17 protein-coding genes and 1 pseudogene are annotated in these 21,870 nt (G+C 70.6%); 7 read left to right on the top strand and 11 right to left on the bottom strand.

Annotated features, from left to right (window positions below; translation table 11 throughout):
* Positions 1-62: 62 nt before the first annotated feature.
* Complete coding sequence (locus ABZ098_RS32495) at positions 63-938, bottom strand: Rv3235 family protein (RefSeq protein ID WP_356597263.1); 876 nt, start codon at positions 936-938, stop codon at positions 63-65.
* 306 nt (positions 939-1,244) lie between these two features.
* Here ABZ098_RS32495 and ABZ098_RS32490 point away from each other — a divergent pair, with 306 nt between their 5' ends.
* Both ABZ098_RS32490 and ABZ098_RS32485 read left to right on the top strand, forming a co-directional pair.
* A complete protein-coding gene (locus tag ABZ098_RS32490) occupies positions 1,245-1,760 on the top strand; it encodes a hypothetical protein (RefSeq protein WP_356597261.1) in 516 nt (171 codons plus the stop codon).
* An 88-nt stretch (positions 1,761-1,848) separates the two neighbouring features.
* Positions 1,849-2,523 carry an HAD hydrolase-like protein gene (locus ABZ098_RS32485; RefSeq protein ID WP_356597259.1) on the top strand — a complete coding sequence of 225 codons (675 nt, stop codon included), beginning with the start codon at positions 1,849-1,851 and terminating at the stop codon, positions 2,521-2,523.
* A 125-nt stretch (positions 2,524-2,648) separates the two neighbouring features.
* Here the strand turns inward: ABZ098_RS32485 and ABZ098_RS32480 are convergent, their stop codons facing one another.
* Positions 2,649-3,215: a DJ-1/PfpI family protein gene (locus ABZ098_RS32480; protein ID WP_356597257.1), complete on the bottom strand. Its 567-nt coding sequence runs from the start codon at positions 3,213-3,215 to the stop codon at positions 2,649-2,651.
* Positions 3,216-3,734: 519 nt separating this feature from the next.
* On the opposite strand from ABZ098_RS32480, the gene ABZ098_RS32475 reads away from it, so the two are divergent.
* Positions 3,735-8,684: an NAD-glutamate dehydrogenase gene (locus ABZ098_RS32475; protein ID WP_356597255.1), complete on the top strand. Its 4,950-nt coding sequence runs from the start codon at positions 3,735-3,737 to the stop codon at positions 8,682-8,684.
* A gap of 101 nt (positions 8,685-8,785) precedes the next feature.
* Here ABZ098_RS32475 and ABZ098_RS32470 read toward each other — a convergent pair whose 3' ends face one another.
* Together ABZ098_RS32470 and ABZ098_RS32465 are read right to left on the bottom strand one after the other, a co-directional pair.
* Entirely contained in the window at positions 8,786-9,607 is an 822-nt protein-coding gene (locus tag ABZ098_RS32470) for an ABC transporter ATP-binding protein (protein WP_356597253.1), read from the bottom strand.
* Positions 9,600-10,517: an ABC transporter permease gene (locus ABZ098_RS32465; RefSeq protein WP_356597251.1), complete on the bottom strand. Its 918-nt coding sequence runs from the start codon at positions 10,515-10,517 to the stop codon at positions 9,600-9,602. The genes ABZ098_RS32470 and ABZ098_RS32465 overlap by 8 nt, the downstream gene beginning before the upstream one ends.
* Before the next feature lie 431 nt (positions 10,518-10,948).
* Here ABZ098_RS32465 and ABZ098_RS32460 point away from each other — a divergent pair, with 431 nt between their 5' ends.
* Positions 10,949-11,575 carry a TetR/AcrR family transcriptional regulator gene (locus tag ABZ098_RS32460; protein ID WP_356597249.1) on the top strand — a complete coding sequence of 209 codons (627 nt, stop codon included), beginning with the start codon at positions 10,949-10,951 and terminating at the stop codon, positions 11,573-11,575.
* Positions 11,576-11,608: 33 nt separating this feature from the next.
* Here the strand turns inward: ABZ098_RS32460 and ABZ098_RS32455 are convergent, their stop codons facing one another.
* Positions 11,609-12,331, bottom strand: coding sequence for a helix-turn-helix domain-containing protein (locus tag ABZ098_RS32455; protein ID WP_356597247.1), 723 nt, complete (start codon positions 12,329-12,331; stop codon positions 11,609-11,611).
* Positions 12,332-12,432: 101 nt separating this feature from the next.
* On the opposite strand from ABZ098_RS32455, the gene ABZ098_RS32450 reads away from it, so the two are divergent.
* Positions 12,433-12,702 carry a YciI family protein gene (locus ABZ098_RS32450; protein ID WP_356597245.1) on the top strand — a complete coding sequence of 90 codons (270 nt, stop codon included), beginning with the start codon at positions 12,433-12,435 and terminating at the stop codon, positions 12,700-12,702.
* A gap of 224 nt (positions 12,703-12,926) precedes the next feature.
* Here ABZ098_RS32450 and ABZ098_RS32445 read toward each other — a convergent pair whose 3' ends face one another.
* Complete coding sequence (locus ABZ098_RS32445; RefSeq protein ID WP_053850338.1) at positions 12,927-13,340, bottom strand: organic hydroperoxide resistance protein; 414 nt, start codon at positions 13,338-13,340, stop codon at positions 12,927-12,929.
* Between the two features lie 122 nt (positions 13,341-13,462).
* Between ABZ098_RS32445 and ABZ098_RS32440 the strand changes: the two genes are divergently transcribed.
* Together ABZ098_RS32440 and galE are read left to right on the top strand one after the other, a co-directional pair.
* Positions 13,463-13,963, top strand: a complete 501-nt coding sequence (locus ABZ098_RS32440; RefSeq protein WP_356597243.1) for a MarR family transcriptional regulator — start codon at positions 13,463-13,465, stop codon at positions 13,961-13,963.
* Positions 13,964-14,260: 297 nt separating this feature from the next.
* On the top strand, positions 14,261-15,241 hold the full coding sequence (gene galE / locus ABZ098_RS32435) for a UDP-glucose 4-epimerase GalE (RefSeq protein WP_356597241.1): 981 nt from the start codon (positions 14,261-14,263) through the stop codon (positions 15,239-15,241).
* Between the two features lie 86 nt (positions 15,242-15,327).
* On the opposite strand, the pseudogene ABZ098_RS32430 reads toward galE, so the two are convergent.
* From ABZ098_RS32430 to ABZ098_RS32410, 5 genes and pseudogenes are all read right to left on the bottom strand, one after another.
* A pseudogene (locus ABZ098_RS32430) lies at positions 15,328-15,572 on the bottom strand (SMI1/KNR4 family protein); the annotation flags it as partial.
* Between the two features lie 179 nt (positions 15,573-15,751).
* Positions 15,752-18,010: a bifunctional glycosyltransferase family 2 protein/CDP-glycerol:glycerophosphate glycerophosphotransferase gene (locus tag ABZ098_RS32425; protein WP_356597239.1), complete on the bottom strand. Its 2,259-nt coding sequence runs from the start codon at positions 18,008-18,010 to the stop codon at positions 15,752-15,754.
* Between the two features lie 140 nt (positions 18,011-18,150).
* Positions 18,151-19,059 (bottom strand): carbohydrate ABC transporter permease, encoded by a 909-nt coding sequence (locus ABZ098_RS32420; protein ID WP_356597237.1) that lies wholly within the window; start codon positions 19,057-19,059, stop codon positions 18,151-18,153.
* A complete protein-coding gene (locus ABZ098_RS32415; protein ID WP_356597234.1) occupies positions 19,056-20,399 on the bottom strand; it encodes a sugar ABC transporter permease in 1,344 nt (447 codons plus the stop codon). The genes ABZ098_RS32420 and ABZ098_RS32415 overlap by 4 nt, the downstream gene beginning before the upstream one ends.
* Positions 20,400-20,403: 4 nt before the next feature.
* Positions 20,404-21,795, bottom strand: coding sequence for a carbohydrate ABC transporter substrate-binding protein (locus ABZ098_RS32410; RefSeq protein ID WP_356597232.1), 1,392 nt, complete (start codon positions 21,793-21,795; stop codon positions 20,404-20,406).
* Positions 21,796-21,870 lie beyond the last annotated feature (75 nt).

The raw sequence follows: 21,870 nt of genomic DNA, 5'->3' as shown, positions 1-21,870 counted from the left end.
CGGTCACCTCGGGGGTGGCCGGCCCTTCGGCGGGTGAGGCCTCGTGGGCTTCTCCGGGCCTGTCAGTCGTCGTCCGGACGGGGAGAGCGGGGCCCGCCCAGTTCGACCGCGGTGCAGCGCCAGCGGAGGTCCTGGCCCTGTTCCAGGCGGAAGGCCATGGCGCGCAGTTGGTCGCCGGCGCCGATGCGGGCGAAGGCCTCCAGGGCGCCTTGGCGCGGGACGTAGTAGCCGATGTCCCGGACGACCGGGCGGGTGCCGCGCGTGCGCAGGGGGCCGCGTTCGGCGAGCCGGGCCAGCTCGTCGTAGGCGCGGCCGGCGGTGTGTCGGAGCATCGAGTGCACGGGGCGCTGGCCGCTCAGGACGGCGAGGAGGAGATCGGCGAAGAGGTCGGTGGGCCGGGGCTGGGGGACGGCGGGGCGCCGCGGGGTCTGGGCCGGGACGATCGCGGGTGCGGGTGCGGGTGCGGGTGCGGGTGCGGGTGCGGGGGCGTGTGTCGCGGTGGCGGTGCGGCTCCGGCCGGTAGTGGTGCTGCTCGTGCCGGTGGTTGCGGTGCCGGCCGTGGTGGTGTTGCTCGTGCCGGTGGTTGCGGTGACGGCCGTGGTGGTGCTGCTCGTGCCGGTGGTTGCGGTGCCGACCGTGGTGGTGCTCGGGGTGCCGTGCGGGGCGAGGGTCGTAGAACCGGCCGTCCCACCGCGTCGCGCGACTGCGGGCGTCGTCTCGTTCGGGCCCGGGATGCTCTGCGGGCGGCTGTCCGCGGGGCGCGTACGGGTGCGGGGGCCGCTGCCCGGGGAGCCCGGTGGGCGGCCGTCGCCCGGGGCGGTGCGGGGCGTGCTGCCGCCAGGTGTGCGGGGCGGGGTGCCGGCGGGGCGGCGGGAGTCGCGGCGGGCCGGCGGGCGGGCGCCGGAGTGGTGCTGAGCCCTGGTCATGACCTTGTTCATGGGATCCCCGTTCAGCTGGCCCGGGAAGTACCGGGCAGTAACTTCTGGTTGAGGATCTTGTACGGGGCCGCGGACCGCGTCGGCAAGGAAGCGGCGGGCCGGGTCGGGCGGCCGGAATGTTCACCTATCAGGGTGATCCGAGGGGGAAAAAGCCCGTGAATCCGGGGGTGGGGCGGGTGAATTCCGGGCCCGGGGTGGACGCCTGCCGAGGTCTGGGCAGGGACTCGAAAGGGGACGCCGCACGTATCCTGAAGGCCTTCGCGGAGCCCCTCCGATGATGTTCTCCGACCACGAAAGCGGCCAGTCATGCGCGTCTACGTCCCCCTGACCCTCTCCGGTCTCGCCGAGGCGTACAAGACGGGTGAGCTGGGGGCCGGACCGCTCCTCGCCTACGCCGTCACGCCCGCCCTGCGCGAGTGGTACCTCTCCGACGACATCGAGGAGCTGGAGTACGCGGCGCTGAACCGAGCCGCGCTGGCCTCGTTGCGGTTGCTGGCGGCGGACGCCGGGGCCGTGCGGCGCCGGGTCGTCGTGGCCGTGGACGTGGCCGACGGGGCGGCGGTCGCCGATCCCGACCGGGCGCTGGACCCCGCGGCGCTCGGCGAGGTGCGGGTCGCCGGGACGGTGAGGCTGGCCAAGGCGGCCGCGGTGCACGTCGACTCGGACGACGCGGTGGAGGACGTCACCGCCGCCGTGGACGCGCTGGAGGCGGCGGACGCCGGGGACGACGACGCGCAGTTCGTCGTGGACGGAGCCGAGGACCACGAGCTGATGTGGTACGCCACGCAGGAGATCCCGAACCTGGTGGGGCTGGGCGGCTGAGCCCGTTCTCCGCCGTGCCGGGTCGTAGCTTTACCCGACTTGACCTGCTGGTCTCTTGATTGTCAGTGGGGGCGGGTACGTTTTTGGCATGGGGAAGCTGACAGGGGCGGCAGGGGCGCACATCGTCTGGGACTGGAACGGCACGCTGTTCCACGACAACGACGCGATCATCGGGGCGACGAACGCGGCGTTCGGCGAGCTGGGACTCGCGCCGATCACGATGGAGCAGTACCGGGCGCTGTACTGCGTGCCGGTGCCGAAGTTCTACGAGCGACTGCTCGGCCGGCTGCCGACCGACGCCGAGTGGGAGCTCATGGACGAGACCTTCCACCGGTACTACACCGAGCACCGGGTGGGGTGCGGGCTCACTGAGGGGGCAGTCGAACTGCTCATGGGGTGGAGGTCGGCCGGGCGCAGCCAGTCCATCCTCAGCATGTACGTGCACGACGAGCTGGTGCCCTTGGTGCGCGGGTTCGGGATCGAGGCGCACTTCCTGCGTGTGGACGGGCGGACGGGACCGTCCGGGGGGAGCAAGGCGGAGCACATGGAGCGGCATCTCGCCGCACTGGCGGGAGTGGAGGCCGGCCGGACCGTGGTGATCGGGGACGCCGCGGACGACGCGGTGGCCGCGATGCGGGTCGGGGCGCGGGCCGTGCTGTACACCGGCGGGTCGCACAGCCGGGCCAGCCTTGAGGGGGTCGGGGTGCCCGTGGTGGACACCTTGGCGGAGGCGGTCGCGGAGGCTGAGCGAATAGCGGCGTGACTGTTCGCGCCGGCTCCGCGACCATGGCGGCAGGCGGCAGGCGGCAGGCGGCAGGCGGCAGGCGGCAGGCGGCAGGCGGCAGGCGGCAGGCGGCAGCCGGCAGACGCCAGACGGCACCACGTCGGCTAAGTCACCGGTGCCTTCGCCCTGAGCACTTCCAGGAACTCCCGCATCCAGGCCGAGTGGTCGGGCCAGGCGCGGGAGGAGACCAGGGTGCCGTCGACGACCACCTCGGCGTCCTGGAAGGCCGCGCCGGCGGACTGCATTTCGGGTTCCAGGGCCGGATAGGCCGTGACGCGGCGGCCGCGGAGGCTGTCGATCGCGGCGGTGAGCAGCGGACCGTGGCAGATCTGGGCGACCGGCTTGTCCGCGTCGAAGAAGGACTTGAGGATCTTGCGGAGCTCGGGGTCGTTGCGCAGGTACTCGGGGGCGCGGCCGCCCGGGATGACGAGAGCGGCGTACTGACCGGCGTCGACCTCGGCGAAGGCCAGGTCGGCGGGCCAGGTGTAGCCGGGCTTCTCGGTGTAGGTGTCGAAGCCGGGTTCGAAGTCATGGACGACGAACTGGAGCTTCTTGCGGGCGGGAGCGGCGATGTGGACGTCGTAGCCCTCCTCGCGGAGGCGCTGGTAGGGGTACAGGACCTCCAGTGACTCTGCTGCGTCACCGGTGACGATGAGGATTTTTGCGGTCATGTCGGCAAAGTGCACCGGCGGGGCGTGCTTGCCAAGAGGGCGCGCGAAGAAGAGGAGGGAAGAAGGTCATGGCCCGGATGCGGCGCAGACACTGTGCAGAGTGTCAAAGTTCCACCCCCGGTTTTGTACACATACGGCTCATGACGGCGCCCCTGTAAGGAGCGATAGCCTTGGTGGCGTGATCAGCGCGATAGTTCGCGGGGGCACTGTGGCCCCCGCCCCGCGCCCGGTGCGCACGGAACACCTCCGTGGCCGGGCGGCGGCCGCTGGTCCTCGCGGGCGGGACGGGGCCGTAGGGGCCCTCATGACGCCGAGCACACCCTCGTCACCGGCGCGGCAGAGAGCAGCGTCACACCTGGCGGGCGTGTCGACAATGGCCGATATACCCCCGCTCATCTCACCTTGCGGCATAGCGTCGGAGCAGACCGGAGACCCCGGGGCCGTGGCGTCGAGCCGCAGGGGAAGAGACCGTACTTCCTTCTACGTCACGCAACGGCGCGCGACAGGAGTCAGAGGACAATGCAGACCAAGCTGGACGAAGCCAAGGCCGAGCTGCTCGAGAGGGCCGCACGGGTAGCTGAGAACAGCCCGGCCGGGGGGCACCTACCGACTGGGACGACGGACGACGACACCTCCCGCACCCCGGACACCCCGGACAGCGAGACCGTGCTCGCGTTCCTCCAGCGCTACTACCTGCACACGGCACCGGAAGACCTCGCCGACCGCGACCCGGTCGACATCTACGGAGCCGCTCTCTCCCACTTCCGGCTGGGCGAGACGCGCCCGCAGGGCACGGCCAACGTGCGGGTGCACACGCCCACGGTGGAGGAGAACGGCTGGACGTGCACCCACTCGGTCGTCGAGGTCGTCACCGACGACATGCCCTTCCTCGTCGACTCCGTCACCAATGAGCTGACCCGGCAGGGACGCGGCATCCATGTCGTCATCCACCCCCAGGTCGTCGTCCGCCGCGACCTCACCGGCAAGCTGATCGAGATCCTCACCGTCCCGTCCGCCGGTGACCTCCCGCACGACGCGCACACCGAGTCCTGGATCCACGTCGAGATCGACCGCGAGACCGACCGCGGCGACCTGAAGCAGATCACCGCCGATCTGCTGCGCGTGCTGTCCGACGTCCGGGAGGCCGTCGAGGACTGGGAGAAGATGCGGGACGCGGCCCTGCGGATGGCCGACGAACTGCCCGCAGAGCCCGTCGCCCCCGATCTGCGCGACATGGAGATCGAGGAGGCCCGCGAGCTGCTGCGCTGGCTGGCCGACGACCACTTCACGTTCCTCGGCTACCGGGAGTACCAGCTCAGGCCGGACGACTCCCTCGCGGCCGTGCCCGGCACCGGCCTCGGCATCCTGCGCTCCGACCCGCACCACGCCGGTGAGGAGGGCCACCCGGTCAGCCCGTCCTTCGAGCGGCTGCCCGCGGACGCGCGCGCGAAGGCCCGAGAGCACAAGCTGCTCGTGCTGACCAAGGCGAACAGCCGGGCGACGGTGCACAGGCCGTCGTACCTCGACTACATCGGGGTCAAGAAGTTCGACGCGGACGGCAATGTCGTCGGCGAGCGGCGCTTCCTCGGACTGTTCTCCTCCGCCGCCTACACCGAGTCGGTGCGCCGGGTTCCGGTCATTCGGCGCAAGGTGGACGAGGTGCTCGAAAGGGCCGGTTTCTCGCCCAACAGCCACGACGGCCGCGACCTGCTCCAGATCCTGGAGACCTACCCGCGCGACGAGCTCTTCCAGACCCCGGCCGACGAGCTGGAGTCCATCGCCACCTCCGTCCTGTACCTCCAGGAGCGGCGGCGGCTGCGCCTCTACCTGCGCCAGGACGAGTACGGCCGCTACTACTCGGCCCTCGTCTACCTGCCCCGCGACCGCTACACCACCGGTGTCCGCCTGCGGATCATCGACATCCTGAAGGAGGAGCTCGACGGCATCAGCGTCGACTTCACCGCCTGGAACACCGAGTCGATCCTGTCCCGGCTCCACTTCGTGGTCCGCGTCCCACAGGGCACCGAACTGCCGCAGCTCAGCGACAGCGACAAGGAGCGCATCGAGGCCCGCCTGGTCGAGGCCGCCCGCTCCTGGGCCGACGGCTTCGCCGAGGCGCTGAACGCAGAGCTCGGCGAGGAGCGCGCCGCCGAGCTGACGCGCCGCTACGGCAACGCCTTCCCCGAGGGCTACAAGGCCGACCACACCCCGCGCGCCGCGGTCGCCGACCTGGTCCACCTGGAGCGGCTCGGCGAGGAGAACGACTTCGCGCTCAGCCTGTACGAGCCGGTGGGCGCCGCCCCCGAGGAGCGCCGCTTCAAGATCTACCGCAAGGGCGACGCCATCTCCCTGTCCGCCGTCCTGCCGGTCCTCAACCGGCTCGGCGTCGAGGTCATGGACGAGCGACCCTACGAATTGCGCTGCTCCGACCGCAGCATCGCCTGGATCTACGACTTCGGCCTGCGCATGCCCAAGTCGAAGAACGGCACCGGCGACTACCTCGGCGACGACGGCCGCGAGCGCTTCCAGGAGGCCTTCGCCGCGAGCTGGACCGGCAAGGCGGAGAACGACGGCTTCAACGCCCTCGTGTTGAGCGCCGGCCTGAACTGGCGTCAGGCGATGGTGCTGCGGGCGTACGCCAAGTACCTGCGCCAGGCGGGCTCGACGTTCAGCCAGGACTACATGGAGGACACCCTCCGCAACAACGTCCACACCACCCGGCTGCTCGTCTCCCTGTTCGAGGCGCGGATGTCGCCGGACCGCCAGCGCGCCGGCCACGAACTCGTGGACGCCCTCCTGGAGGAGCTCGACGCGGCGCTCGACCAGGTGGCCTCGCTGGACGAGGACAGGATCCTCCGTTCCTTCCTGACCGTCATCAAGGCGACCCTGCGCACCAACTTCTTCCAGGAGGCCGCGGGCGGCAAGCCGCACGACTACGTCTCCATGAAGTTCGACCCGCAGGCCATCCCCGACCTCCCGGCCCCGCGCCCGGCGTTCGAGATCTGGGTCTACTCGCCGCGCGTCGAGGGTGTGCACCTGCGCTTCGGCAAGGTCGCGCGCGGCGGACTGCGCTGGTCCGACCGGCGTGAGGACTTCCGTACCGAGATCCTCGGCCTGGTCAAGGCGCAGATGGTGAAGAACACCGTCATCGTGCCGGTCGGCGCCAAGGGCGGCTTCGTCGCCAAGCAGCTGCCCGACCCGTCGGTCGACCGGGACGCGTGGCTGGCCGAGGGCATCGCCAGCTACAAGACGTTCATCTCGGCGCTGCTCGACATCACCGACAACATGGTGGCCGGCGAGGTCGTGCCCCCGGCGGACGTCGTCCGGCACGACGAGGACGACACCTACCTGGTCGTCGCCGCCGACAAGGGCACCGCGACCTTCTCGGACATCGCCAACGGGGTCGCCGAGCAGTACAACTTCTGGCTCGGCGACGCCTTCGCCTCCGGCGGCTCGGCCGGCTACGACCACAAGGGCATGGGCATCACCGCCCGCGGCGCCTGGGAGTCCGTCAAGCGGCACTTCCGCGAACTGGACCTCGACACCCAGTCCGAGGACTTCACCGTCGTCGGCATCGGCGACATGTCCGGTGACGTGTTCGGCAACGGCATGCTGCTCAGCGAGCACATCCGCCTGGTCGCCGCCTTCGACCACCGGCACATCTTCATCGACCCGAAGCCTGACGCGGCCACCTCCTACGCCGAGCGCCGCCGTATCTTCGAGCTCCCCCGCTCCAGCTGGGCCGACTACAACACCGAGCTGATCTCCGCCGGCGGCGGCATCTTCCCCCGTACCGCCAAGTCCATCCCGGTCAACGCCCACGTCCGCGAGGCCCTCGGCATCGAGGACAAGGTCACCAAGATGACCCCGGCCGACCTGATGAAGGCCATCCTCAAGGCGCCGGTGGACCTGCTGTGGAACGGCGGCATCGGCACGTACGTGAAGGCGTCCACCGAGACCCACGCGGACGTCGGCGACAAGGCCAACGATCCGATCCGCGTCGACGGCGCCGACCTGCGCGTGCGGGTCGTCGGCGAGGGCGGCAACCTGGGCCTGACCCAGCTCGGCCGGATCGAGTTCGCGCTGCACGGCGGCAAGATCAACACCGACGCCATCGACAACAGCGCGGGCGTGGACACCTCCGACCACGAGGTGAACATCAAGATCCTGCTCAACGGCCTGGTCACCGAGGGCGACATGACGGTCAAGCAGCGCAACAAGCTGCTCGCCGAGATGACCGACGAGGTCGGCCGCCTGGTCCTGCGCAACAACTACGCGCAGAACACCGCGATCGCCAACGCGCTCGCCCAGTCCAAGGACATGCTCCACGCCCAGCAGCGCTTCATGCGCCACCTGGTGCGCGAGGGCCACCTCGACCGGGCCCTGGAGTTCCTGCCCACCGACCGCCAGATCCGGGAGCGTCTCGGGGCCGCGCAGGGCTTGACCAGCCCGGAGACGGCCGTCCTGCTGGCGTACACGAAGATCACGGTCGCCGAGGAGCTGCTGCACACCTCGCTCCCGGACGACCCCTATCTGCACGGCCTGCTGCACACGTACTTCCCGGCCGCGCTGCGCGAGAAGTTCCCCGAGCACATCGACAACCACCCGCTGCACCGCGAGATCACCACGACCGTCCTGGTCAACGACACGGTCAACACGGGTGGTACGACCTACCTGCACCGCCTGCGCGAGGAGACCGGCGCGTCGCTGGAGGAGATCGTCCGGGCGCAGACCGTGGCTCGCGCGATCTTCCGCTCCGGCGTGGTCTGGGACGGCGTCGAGGCGCTCGACAACAAGGTCGAGGCCGCCGTACTGACCCGGATCCGGCTGCACTCGCGCCGCCTCGTCGAGCGCGGCACGCGCTGGCTGCTCAACAACCGGCCGCAGCCGCTCCAGCTCGCCGAGACCGTCGAGTTCTTCGGCGGCCGCGTCGAACAGGTGTGGTCGCAGCTCCCGAAGCTGCTGCGGGGCGCCGACCTGGAGTGGTACCAGAAGATCTACGACGAGCTGAGCGGCGCCGGAGTGCCGGACGAACTCGCCGCGCGCGTGGCCGGCTTCTCCTCGGCCTTCCCGACGCTCGACATCGTCTCGGTGGCCGACCGCATGGACCGGGACCCGATGGACGTCGCCGAGGTGTACTACGACCTCGCCGACCGTCTCCACATCACGCAGCTCATGGACCGCATCATCGAGCTGCCCCGCGCCGACCGCTGGCAGTCCATGGCCCGCGCCTCCATCCGCGAGGACCTCTACGCGGCCCACTCGGCGCTCACGGCCGACGTACTGGCGGTGGGCAACGGCACGTCCACGCCCGAGCAGCGCTTCAAGGCCTGGGAGGAGAAGAACGCCCCGATCCTGAGCCGGGCGCGCACCACCCTGGAGGAGATCCGGAGCTCGGACGCGTTCGACCTGGCCAACCTGTCGGTGGCGATGCGCACGATGAGGACACTGCTGCGGCAGCATTCCTGAGCCGTACGGCCGTCTCGGCGGCGTAGCCGGTACGACGACGAGGGCGCCCCGGGCCGTATGGCTCGGGGCGCCCTCGTCCGGTTGTCCGCCGGGACGGAGTCTCAGGCTGCGGCCTTCGGCTGCGGCTTCGCCTTGTCCGGGCCGCCCGTGAAGTCCTCGTAGGCCGCCAGGACCTCGTCGGTGGGGCCGTCCATGCGCAGTTCGCCGCGCTCCAGCCACAGCACCCGGTCGCAGGTGTCGCGGATCGACTTGTTGCTGTGGCTGACCAGGAACACCGTGCCCGCGTGCTTTCGGAGTTCGCGGATGCGTTCCTCGGAGCGCTTCTGGAAGGAGCGGTCGCCGGTGGCGAGCGCCTCGTCGATGAGGAGGACGTCGTGGTCCTTGGCGGCGGCGATGGAGAAGCGCAGGCGGGCCGCCATGCCGGAGGAGTAGGTGCGCATCGGGAGGGTGATGAAGTCACCCTTCTCGTTGATCCCGGAGAAGTCGACGATCTCCTGGTAGCGCTCCTTGACCTGCTCGCGGGACATGCCCATGGCGAGGCCGCCGAGGTGGACGTTGCGCTCGCCGGTGAGGTCGTTCATCAGGGCCGCGTTGACGCCGAGGAGGGAGGGCTGACCATGGGTGTAGATACGGCCGTTCTCCACCGGCAGCAGGCCCGCGACCGCCTTGAGCAGGGTCGACTTGCCGGAGCCGTTGGTGCCGATCAGGCCGATCGCCTCGCCCTTGTAGGCGACGAACGACACGTTCTTGACCGCGTGCACCCTGCGTACGCCCGCCGCCTTCTCGGCCTGGCCCCGGCGCAGCATGCGGTTGAGGGCGGCGGTGGCCGAGCCCTTGCCCGCGCCGGTGCCGTTCACGCGGTAGACGATGTCGACTCCGTCGACGACGACGGTGGGGGTCTGGTCGTTCTCGATGTCAGCCACGGCCGTACGTCTCCTCAGCCTTCCAGAAGTAGATGAAGCCGCCGACGCCGGCGACCAGCGCCCAGCCCACCGCGATCGCCCACACGTGGTGAGGCAACTGGCTCGCGTGGAAGCTGTCGATCAGGGCGTAGCGCATCAGGTCGATGTAGACCGCGGCCGGGTTGGCCTGGAGGACGGGGACCACCCAGGACGGCCAGTCGTGGTGGCCCTTGGCGAGCTTGTCGATGCTCCACATCACGCCGGAGACGTACATCCAGGTGCGCAGGACGAACGGCATCAGCTGCGCGATGTCCGGCGTCTTGGCGCCCATCCGCGCCATGATCATCGAGACGCCCGCGTTGAACGTCGACTGCAGTACCAGCGCCGGGATCGCCAGCAGCCAGGACGCGGCGACGGGGACACCGAAGCAGAGCAGGATCACGACCAGGGCGGCCATCGAGAAGAGCAGCTGCTGCAACTGCTGGAGGGCGAACGAGATCGGCAGCGCGGCCCGCGGGAAGTGCAGGGCGCGCACGAGGCCGAGGTTGCCCGAGATCGCCCGGGTGCCCGCCATGATCGAGCTCTGCGTGAACGTCCAGATGAACACGCCCGTGACCAGGAACGGCACATAGTCCGGCACGTTCCTCTTCGTGCCCAGGAGCACGCCGAAGATGAAGTAGTAGACCGCCGCGTTCAACAGCGGGGTCATCACCTGCCAGACCTGGCCGAGCTTCGCCTGGCTGTACTGCGCGGTGAGCTTGGCGGTCGAGAACGCGGTGATGAAGTGACGCCGTGCCCAGAGCTGACGGACGTAGTCGGGCAGGGAGGGACGGGCGCCGCTGACCGCGAGGCCGTGCCGGGCGGCCAGGGCCGACAGGTCTTCGTCGGCGGGGGGCGCTGTCGGGGGCGGTGTGTCGAGGACCTGGCTCACATCCGCTGCTTTCGCTCGAGGGTGGGGGTGGGGCGCGTGCGGCCGGCGCGTCTCGTCATCCGGCGTTTCCTTACGTGACTCTTCACGTTTTCTTACGTCGGGACGGGACCGTATCGTCGCAACGTGAGCGTAAGGCGAGGGAGCGTCGGAACGCAACCGTTTCGTCGTGACGAATGATGCTGGAACGTGACCGGGCCGTCGCGGGCGTAGGGGCGTTGGCACGGAACGGTGTCGTCGTGGCGTGCGGCGCGGGGACGGGACTGTGTCGTCGTGACGCCCGACGTCGGGGCGGGGCCGTATCGTCCTGACGTCCCACGCCGGGACGCAACCGTATCGTCCTGACGCGCCTCGTCGGGGCGGCGCCGTTTCGTCGTCGCGACGACTTCGCGTCGGAACGCAACCGTTTCGTCGCTACGCCCTATGCTGTCCGCATGACGACCAACGCCGACGCGCCGCAGACCCGTCCGCGCCGCCGTGCCCCGGCAGGGGCCGCCGTACTCCGTGAGGATGTGACGGACGCCATTCGAGCGGCCGTCTTCGAGGAGCTTGCGGCCGTCGGCTACGCGCGGATGTCCATAGAGGGCATCGCGCGCCGCGCGGGCGTGGGCAAGACCGCGGTCTATCGCCGGTGGCGTTCCAAGTTGCACCTGGTCCTCGACGTCGTGTCGGAGATCGCGGTGATGGGCCTGCCGGTGCCGGAGACGGGTTCGCTTGAGGACGACCTGCGGATGCTGTACGAGGTGACGTCCCGGGCGCTGCGGCACCCGGTGGCCTCGCAGATCATCCCGGATCTCCAGGCCGAGGCCGCCCGGAACCCCGAGATCGCCGAGGCGTTGCAGAACGCGTTGCAGAAGGGTCAGGAGGGCGTCGCCAGCAAGATCATCTCGGCGGCGGAGCAGCGCGGGGAGCTCCGCACGGGCTTCAACGACGAACTGGCCCTCGATCTGATTTCCGGCCCCCTGTACTGGCGCTCGGTGGTCATCCGCAGCCCGAAGCTGCCCAAGGGGTATCTCGCGGCGCTGGCCCGAGCGACGACGGAGGCGCTGAAGGCGCTCTGAGCGCTCAGCGGCCCGGCTGGTGGCCGGGGGCCCTCAGCGGCCGGGCCGGTGGCCGGGGTCGGTGTGCGGTGCCGCGCGCAGGGCGAGGAGTTCCGGGGCGAGCACCCGGATCCGGCCGTTGCCGCCGCCGCTCTGCGTGGGCCCGATCAGCCCGTCCCGTCGGAGCCGGGACAGTGCGCGATTGACGGTGACGCGGGTGACTCCGAGGAGGTCGGCGAGTTCGCGCTGACCGCCGGGGAGGGGGACGTGGCCGTCGGCTCCGTCTCGGCTCAGTCCGTCCAGGAGCCAGGACGCGAGGCGGGCCTCGCAGGGCAGGGTGGCCGTGTCGGTGAGGCGTTCCTGCTGGGCGCGGGCCTGGGCGGCGAGGAGCCGGAGGACGTGGGCGCGCACGGCCGCGGAGTCGTCGAGCAGGGCCGTGAAGCGGGCGCGCGGGACGGCCCGTACGGCGCACAGGGTGAGCGCGGTGAAGGTGGCCGTGTGGCCGGCTCCGTCGAGCAGCGCGACTTTGTCGAGGGCGCAGGGCCCGTCCAAGGCCCCGAACCGTAGGACGCGTCCGCCGGCGGTCGTGGCCGATGCCGAGGCGGTGCCGGCGAGCAGGACGAGCAGGTGTTCGGCGGGGGTGCCTTGGCCGCGCAGGGTCTCGCCGGGGGCGTACCGGCGGGGGACTGAGGTGTCCCACAGGCGGCGCAGGCCGGGCTCGGGGAGGGCGGCGAACAGCGGGACGTCCCGTAGTCGGCGCCAGTCGGGTGGGGACATGCCGACGGCTCCTTCCCTCGCTGTATCGGCTGATACAGACCGGCGCGGCGGGCCGAGCCTAGCGTCGTCGCGTCGGTCTGTTGTCCTGGGAAGGGGACCTTGTGCTTGTCGTGGAACTCGCCTTCACGCCCACGTCCACGCCCGAACGCCTTGCCGCCCGGCCCGCTCACCGTGAGGCGCTGGCCCGTCTGCACGCCGAGGGGAAGCTGTTCGCCGCCGGGCCGTGGGCGGACGACCGGGGGGCGCTGTTGGTGTTCGCGGTGGAGCGGGCGGGGCTGGAGGAGATTCTGGGGGCGGATCCGTACTACCGGTCCACTCCCGGGGTCGAGGTGCGGGCGATCCGTGAGTGGGTGCCGATCGTCGGGGGCTGAGGGAAGCCCCCTGCGCGGGCGGGCGAGGTGACCCGCCCGCGCGGGGAAGCGCAGGTCGCCGACTCCCGCGGGCAAGCCCCGCCCGATACGCCCGCACCTCGGGCGGCTACACCCGGCGTCCCGTCCTCCGACGACCCGTCCCCGCCCTCCCGGCGTCCCGTCCTCCGACGACCCGTCCCCCGGCCTCCGGCGTCCCGCCCTCCGGTATTCCTGCCGCGCAGGCCCTACTCGATGACCAGCTCGACCTCGATGTTGCCGCGGGTGGCGTTGGAGTACGGGCAGACCTGGTGGGCCTGCTCGACCAGCTTGCGGCCGGTCTCGGCGTCCACGGTGTCGGGGAGCTCGACGCGGAGGGCGACCTTGAGGCCGAAGCCCTCGCCCTGCTTGCCTATGCCGACCTCGGCGGTGACGGCGGCGTCGCTGACGTCCACCTTGGCCTGGCGGCCGACGAGACCGAGGGCGCTGCCGAAGCAGGCGGCGTACCCGGCGGCGAAGAGCTGCTCCGGGTTGGTGCCCTGTCCGTTGCCGCCCAGTTCCACCGGCGGGGCCAGCGCGACGTCGATCTTGCCGTCGTTCGTGTAGGCGCGGCCGTCGCGGCCGTGGGTGGCGGTGGCGACAGCGGTGTAGAGCGCGTCCATGGATACCCATCCCTCTCGAAGTCACGTTCCGGCGGCTCTTCCGCGGCCGCCTCACGGCCATAAGTAGAGCACACAATTTAATTGTGCACAACTAAATGGTCCGCAAGGGCTATCCTGGACTCATGGACACGTCCCCGACCGGCGCACCGACCGCCCCTCCCGCCGCCACCGACTGGCTCCGCCTCGACCAGCAGATCTGCTTCTCCCTGAACGCGGCCTCCCGTGCCTTCGGCAGCGTCTACCGCGTGATCCTCAAGGATCTGGGGATCACCTACCCGCAGTACCTCGTGCTACTGGTGCTGTGGGAGCACGGCGCGCTGCCCCTCAAGAAGCTCGGCGAGCACCTGCGGCTCGATTCGGGCACCCTCTCCCCGCTCCTCAAGCGACTGGAGACGGCCGGCCTCGTCCGGCGCGAACGCAGCGCCCGTGACGAGCGCTCGGTGGAGGTGCGGCTCACCGAGGAGGGTGTCGCCCTGCGCGAACGCGCGGAACAGGTGCCCCGCCGGATCGTCTCGGCCACCAGCTTCGACGTGGACGAGATCCGTGCTCTACGGGCCCGCCTGGACCAGCTCACCTCGGCACTGGACGCGGCGGTGCACGCCGAGCTGCCCGACGAGGACTGACCGAGGGGCCGTAGGGCTCACGCAACCCCGACCGAAGGCTGACCGAACCTCGACCGGACCCCGACCAAAGCCCGACCGAACCCCGCCCGAGAGTCGGCGGCGGAATGGCGGAGGACTGGGGACAGACTGGCCGAGGGCGGACGCATGCCGAAAGGCAAGCCCACCTCCGGGGGCTCGGCCCCGCCACCCCCCGTGTCGCTCAGGTCACACGCCGTGCCCCCGGTGACACCCGCCGGGCCAGGCCGCCTGGTTCACTGATACGCGGACACGGGTCAACCGAAGAGGGGACGGCCGTACATGACCTGGCTGATCACCGGCGGCGCCGGTTACATCGGGGCGCATGTCGTGAGGGCGATGACCGAGGCGGGGGAGCAGGCGGTCGTGTACGACGACCTGTCCACCGGCGTCGCCGAGCGCGTCCCGGCCGACGTGCCGCTGGTGGTGGGCTCCACGCTGGACGCCGAGCGGGTCGCGCACACCCTGGCGGACCACGAGGTCACCGGTGTGGTGCACCTCGCGGCGAAGAAGCAGGTCGGCGAGTCGGTGGACCTGCCGCTGCACTACTACCGGGAGAACGTCGAGGGCCTGCGCGTCCTCCTGGAGGCGGTGACGACGGCCGGGGTCCCCTCCTTCGTCTTCTCGTCCTCCGCGGCGGTGTACGGCATGCCGGACGTCCAGCTGGTGACGGAGGAGACCCCGTGCGCGCCGATGTCCCCGTACGGCGAGACCAAGCTGGCCGGAGAGTGGCTGGTCCGCGCCACGGGCCGCGCGACCGGCCTCGCCACGGCCTGCCTGCGCTACTTCAACGTGGCCGGCGCGGCGAGCCCCGAACTGGCCGACACGGGCGTCTGCAATATCGTCCCGATGGTCTTCGAGAAGCTCACGGAGAACGCGGCCCCGCGCATCTTCGGCGACGACTACGACACCCCCGACGGCACCTGCGTCCGCGACTACATCCACGTCGTCGACCTGGCCGAGGCCCATGTGGCCGCGGCCCGCACGCTGCAGTCCTCCCCTGGGCGCGACCTGACCGTCAACATCGGCCGAGGCGAGGGCGTCTCCGTCCGCGAGATGATCGACCACATCAACGCCCTCACCGGCTACGACCGTCCCCCGACCGTCACTCCCCGCCGCCCCGGAGACCCGGCCCGAGTCGTCGCCTCCGCCGACCTGGCGGCCACGGAGCTCGGCTGGAAGGCCAAGCACGACGTGCAGGACATGATCACGTCGGCGTGGGAGGGGTGGGTGCGGACGCATCCGGAGGCGGCTCGGGGTTAGTGCGCGGTGCCGTAGCGGGTGACCATGAGGGTGACAGCTTCGTCCACGACGGTGGTCCCCGTGGGGCCGGGCGGGATGAAGTCGCTCAGCCATGCCGCCGTGAGCGGAAAGGGCTCGGCGAGCAACGCTCGGGACGGCCGGGACCCCAGTCCGAGGGCGTCTCCGCGAGGGGCAGCAGGCCATAGTACGGCGGTCCCGCGCGCAGCCCGTCGCAGATCTCCGCCACGAACGTGCGGTACGGATCCGGGTGCACGATGCCGTGCTCGCTCTCGAAGGACCGCACCGCCTCCCAACCGGCCGGTGGTACCGCCTCGGGACGGGAGGCGAAGATCTCGCGGAGGGCGGTCGCCTAGGCCGGGTCGCAGGTTTCCGTGTTCATGCCGGCCATCCTGCAAGAGACGAAGCCGGTCAAGAGCCGAAGCCGCGGTCGGCGCCCCGGCCGTCCCACCGGGCGCCAGGTGGAGGGGCGGGTCGGCGTGGGATGGGACGCGCTGGACGGCACGGACCCTCCTAACGGGTCTCGGTGAGGGGCGAGTCCGTCGCCGGGCGGGGCACGGAGGCCAGCGGGGTGCGGTCGAGCGCGGCCGCCGCCGACGGCACCGGACGGCGCTCCGCGAGCGGGATCACCGCCGGCGACTCGGTCTCGCCCAGCACGACATGGCGTACGACCCGTTCGGCGGCGCGGCCGTCGTCGTACGGGCAGAAGCGCTCGCGGAACGCCGAGCGGAGCTGGGTGGAGCGGGAGCCGCGCCAGTGCCCCGTGGCGAAGATGTCGATCAGCTCGTCCTCGCTGCGCGCGACCGCGCCCGGCGCGAAGGACCGCAGGTCGAAGTAGGTGCCGCGGGCCGCCTCGTACGCCTCCCGGTCGTCGGCGTGGATCACGATCGGGCGGTCCAGGTTGGCGTAGTCGAACATCAGGGACGAGTAGTCGGTGACCAGGGCGTCCGAGGCGAGGCACAGGGACTCCACGCTCGGGTGGTCGGTGACGTCGATGACCCGGCCGGCCGCGGGGGAGACGAGCGGGCCGCCGTGGCGGTGGTGGGCGCGGGCCAGCACGACGAAGCGGGGGCCCAGGCGGCGCACGAGACGGTCCAGGTCGAGGGTGACGCGCTGGGTGCGGCGGTAGTCGCGGTGGGTGGGCGCGTACAGGATCGCCACCGAGCCCGCGGGGATGCCCAGGGACTCGCGCAGCAGCCGTACGTCCTCCGAAGTCGCCCGCTGGAACACGTCGTTGCGGGGATAGCCGTAGGGGAGCGTGGTGTAGCCGCCGGGGTAGACCCGCTCCCAGGTCAGGGTGGTGTGGCGGTTGGGGGACAGGAGGTAGTCCCACTGGTCGACGCCGTGCAGCAGCGCGGCGAAGTCCAAGTCCCTCGCCGCGGCGGGGTGTTCCTGGAGGTCCAGGCCCATGTGCTTGAGCGGTGTGCCGTGTTGGGTCTGGAGGAGGATCTGGCCGGGGCGCTTGACCAGGCGGCGGTCGAAGTCGGTGTTGTCGACGAGGTACTTGGAGCGGGCCAGCGCCGTCCAGTAGGCGGCCGTGCCGGGGCGCACTCGGCGGGTCGCGGTCGGGAGGGTGTGGTGGTGCTCGGGGTGGGCGATCCACGCGGTGCGGATGTGCGGGGCGAAGGTGCGGAACGCCTCCTCCAGCGCGCCCGGGTTGCAGCCGTGGCCGCGGCCCCCGTACGCGGAGAAGACGGCCCGGTCCGCGCGCAGGGGCAGGCGGAGCTGGACGCGGTAGTGGAGGCGCAGGGCCGCCGCGTGCAGGGACCTGGCGAGGCGTACGACCGGGCGGGCGGTCCGGCGGCCGAGGCTCCGGACCAGCTCCGCGAGCCGGTGCGTGCGGTACAGGCCCAGGCGGATCACGGTGTGGCGCGGTCGGGAGCGCACCGGGACCGGGTGGCCCGGGGTGCGGTGGGCGCGGTAGTGGGCGCGGGCCCGTCGCAGGAACTCGGCGCGGACGCCGTGCGGGAGACGGCCCCGCCCGCTGAACTCCGCCCACAGGTCGTCCACCATGCGACGGAACAACGCAGGGCGCCACCGCGCGAGTTCGGGGCGGGGGTCGACGTACCCGAAGACCCTGTCGTACTGCTCGAAGAGGTCGAAGTGGCCGTGCGCTTCGAGGGGTTCGCCCTCGCGGTGCCGCCGGTGGTGGACGCAGACCCGGTCCAGGGTGGCGATCGACTCGGCGGTCATCAGGACCGGGTAGGTCCAGGCCGGGTCCGGGTACCGACCGGGCGGGAAGGCGAAGCCGCCGCGCTCGACGAACTCCCTGCGGTACGCCTTGTTCCAGGCCGCCGACGGCACCCGCAGCAGCCCCGGGCGGTCCTCCAGACGGAACGGCGCCGCGCCCCGCTCGGTGAGCTGCCCCGCGAAGGCGTCGCGGACCCTCTCGCCCGACCAGTCGACGAGCACGTGGTCATGGACCAGGACGTCCGGCTCTCCCGTCTCCTTCAGCCGGTCGGCGATCGACCGCAGCGCGTGCGGAGCGAGCGTGTCGTCGCCGTCGAGGAACAGCAGGTAGTCGCCCGTCGCCTCGGCCGCACCGGCGTTGCGGGCGGCACCGAGCCCCCCGTTCCGCGCCAGGTGGACCGCCCGGACCCGGGGATCGCGGGCCGCGAACTCATCGATGATCTCTCCGCACGCGTCCGAGGAGTGGTCGTCGACCGCGATCAGCTCCAGATCCTCGTACGACTGTGACAGCACCGATTCCAGGCAAGCGGGCAGGTAGGCCTGGACCTTGTACGCGGGGACGATGACACTGAACCTGGGCACGGCACATCCAAGGGTCGGCGCGGGCGGTCTGCCCGGGAACGCCCCATGAAGGCACTTGGTTACGCTCCCTACGGCATTCGGGCGAACGCGAAGGGGCGGACCGGTACCGGCCCGCCCCCTCAAATCGGTTGCCCTGCGCGCTACTTGACCGCGCCCGCCATCACGCCGGACACGAACTGCCGCTGGAACGCGAAGAACACGATCAGCGGAATCACCATCGAGATGAAGGCGCCCGGTGCCAGGACGTCGACGTTGTCGGCGAAGGCACGCATCTGGGTCTGGAGGGCGACCGTGATCGGCTGGCTGTCGGCGTCCGTGAACACCAGCGCGATCAGCATGTCGTTCCACACCCACAGGAACTGGAAGATGCCCAGGCTCGCGATCGCCGGCCCGCCGAGCGGCATCACCACCCGTGCGAACAGGCGCAGTTCGCCCGCGCCGTCGAGCCTGGCCGCCTCCAGGAGTTCCCGGGGGATCTCCGCGAAGAAGTTCCGCAGCAGGAACACCGCGAACGGCAGGCCGAAGCCCACATGGAAGAGGATCACCCCGAGGATGTTGCCGAACAGGCCGATCTTGCCGAAGAGTTCGGCGATCGGGATCAGCGCCACCTGTACCGGCACCACCAGCAGACCGACCACGCCCATGAACCACCAGTCGCGGCCGGGGAATTCCATCCACGCGAACGCGTAGCCCGCGAGCGCGCCGATGATGATCACCAGCAGCGTCGCCGGGACCGTGATCATTACGGTGTTGACGATGGAGCCGGTGATGTCGCTGTTCTGGAGCAGCTTGTCGTAGCTGTCGAGGGTGAGCTGGGAGGGCTTGGTGAAGACCTTCCACCAGCCGGTCGCGGCGAGGTCCCCGGGGCTGCGCAGCGAGGAGATCAGCAGCCCGATCGTCGGCACCAGCCAGAACAGGCCGACGACGACGAGGAAGACGCTGATCAGGCCGCCGCTGACCCGCTCGACGAGCCGTGAGCCGAGCGACTGCTTCGCCTTGGTCCCGTCGGCGGGTGCCGTCTCGGGGAGCCTTTCGGCCTGGGTCGTCATCGCCGTACCTCCCGCCTGAGCCGACGAATGTTGAACCACATCACCGGGATCACCAGCAACAGCAGGAACACCGAGATGGCGCTCGCGATGCCGGGCTGGTCCTCGGCGAAGCCCTTGCGGTACAGCTCCAGCGCGAGGACGTTCGCGTCGTCCTGCGAGGAGCCCGGGGCGATGATGAAGACCAGGTCGAAGATCTTCAGGACGTTGATCATCAGGGTCACCGTGACGACCGCGAGGACGGGGGCCAGCAGGGGGACCGTGACCCTGCGGAAGACCTGCCACTCGCTCGCGCCGTCGACCCGGGCCGCCTCCAGGAGTTCCCGGGGGATGCCCGCGAGCCCGGCCGCGATCAGCACCATCGCGAAACCGGCCCACATCCAGATGTACGACCCGATGATCGCCGGCGTCACCAGCGACGGGCCGAGCCAGTCGAGCCCGTTGTAGGCCTCCTTGAAGTTGCTCGCCGGCAACCGCAGTTGGGCTCCGTCGGCCTTCTCGGAGAAGGAGAACGTGCCGTCGTCGCCGGCCGTCGCCGTCTCGACGACCTTGCCGTCCTTCACCGCCTCGATCTTCATGCCGGGGTAGCCGAGTTCGGTCGGGTCGACCCCGCCGAGCTTGCCGACGCCCTTGCCGCGGGTGAAGTCCTGCCAGGTCGTCCCGGTGATCCGGCCCGGGTCAGCCTGCGGCGCCACGGCCTTCTTGGCGTCACCGGGCATCTGGTCCGGGGCGACACCGACCAGGGGCAGGGTGACCGTGCCGCCGGTGTGGACGGCCTCCTTGGTGATGAAGCCGCCCCCTTGGGCCACCAGCGGCGAGTTCCGGCCCGGGTGGGCCTTCGGGAACGCCGAGGACTGCGCGAACGTGTCGTGCACGCCCACCCACACCGCGTTCGCGAACCCCTTGTCCGGGTCCTGGTCGTAGACGAGCCGGAAGATGATGCCGGCCGCCAGCATCGAGATCGCCATCGGCATGAAGACGACCAGCTTGAACGCCGTTCCCCAGCGCACCCGTTCGGTCAGCACCGCGAAGATCAGACCGAGCGCGGTGGCGATCGTCGGCGCGAACACGACCCAGATGATGTTGTTCTTCAGGGCCGTGCGGATGCCGTCGTCGGTGAACAGGGCCTTGTAGTTGTCGATTCCGGCGAAGCCGTCACCGGACTGGTCGTAGAAGCTGCGGACGATCGAGTACCCGATCGGGTAGACCACGAGCGCGCCCAGCAGCACGAGGGCGGGCAGCAGGAACAGCACTGCCACGGTCCTGCGCGTGCCGGTCACGCTCTTGCGCGACTTGGGAGAGGCAGGGGCCGGAGGGACCCCTGCCTCGGTGGCCGATGTCATCGCGTCAGTTCCCGTAGGCGGCCGCCGCGTCGGCCTCCAGCTTCGCCTGCGTGCCCGCGATGTTCTTCGGGTTCGTCAGGAAGTCCTGGAGCGCCTTCCACTCACCCTTGCCGGGGGTGCCGCCGAAGGCCTGGGGGGCCTGGTCGGACATGTCGAAGCGGAAGTCGTCGCCCGAGTCGATCAGCGCCTTGGCGATCTTCTGCTGCACCGGGTTCGGATACGACGAGATGTCCACGCTCTTGTTCGGCGAGAGGTAACCGCCCAGCTTGGCCTGGATCGTCGCCGCGTCCGGGGAGGCCAGGAAGGTGGCCAGCGCCTGCGCCGCCTTGGAGTCCTTCAGGATCACGGCCGCGTCGCCGCCGGAGACCACGGGGGCGGTGTCACCGACCTTCGGGAACGGGAACACCTTCGCGTCCGTGCCGACCTTCGCCTTGGCCGTCTGGATGTTGACCTGCGCGAAGTCGCCCTCGTAGACCATCGCCGCCTTGGGCTGGTCACCGCCGGTGAAGGTCTGCGTGACCGAGGCCGGGAAGTCCGTCTGGAGCGCGCCCTTGGCGCCACCCGCGACGTAGTCCTTCTTGCCCCAGACCTGCGCCAGCGTGGTCAGCGCGTCTTTCACGGACGGGTCCGTCCACTTGATCTCGTGCTTGGCGAGCTGGTCGTACTTCTCCGGGCCCGCCTGGGAGAGGTAGACGTTCTCGAACCAGTCCGTCAGGGTCCAGCCCTCGGCACCGCCCACGGAGAACGGCGTCACACCCGAGTCGTAGACCGTCTGGGCGGTGGTCAGGAGCTCGTCCCACGTCTTCGGCTCGGTGGCGCCCGCGTTCTCGAAGACCTTGGCGTTGTACCAGATCAGCGACTTGTTGGCGGCCTTGTAGTAGACGCCGTACTGAGTGTCGCCGACCTTGCCGATGTCCTGCCAGCCCTGCGAGTAGTTCTTGGCCAACTCCGCCTTGGCCTCCGCGCCCAGCGGCTTGGCCCACTTCTTGTCCACGGCCTGCTTGATCGCGCCGGGCTGCGGGAGCATCGCGATGTCCGGCGGCTGGCCGCCCGCGACCTTCGAGCCCAGGAAGTTGACGATCGGGTCCTGGGCGGGCACGAAGGTCACCTTGGCGCCGGTGCGCTTCTCGAACTCCGCCAGGACCTTCTTGAAGTTGGCCTGTTCCGCGCCGCTCCAGACGGCGGCCACCTCCAGGCTCTGACCGTTCAGTTTGGGGAGGGTGACCGTGGTGCCGGTCTCCTTGCCGCCTGTCGCGCCACTGTCACTGCTCTTGTCGTCGTCTCCGCCGCATGCGGTGAGCGACAGGGCGAGGGCCGCCGCGAGGGCGGCTGCCGCCGATTTCGCAGCCCTGTTCGCTGACCTGGGCTTCCGCTGTGTGCTGCTCGTGCTGCGCATCACGACCCCGTTCTTCGTTCCTCGTCGAACGTTCGAGGGCTGTCCCGTGCGATCTGGTCTACGCCGGGGACACGA

This window comes from Streptomyces sp. NPDC006335 (assembly GCF_040612795.1).
Lineage (GTDB): Bacteria > Actinomycetota > Actinomycetes > Streptomycetales > Streptomycetaceae > Streptomyces.
The sequence above is the reverse complement of the archived record's forward strand: the minus strand, read 5'-3'. Positions and strand labels throughout refer to the sequence as shown.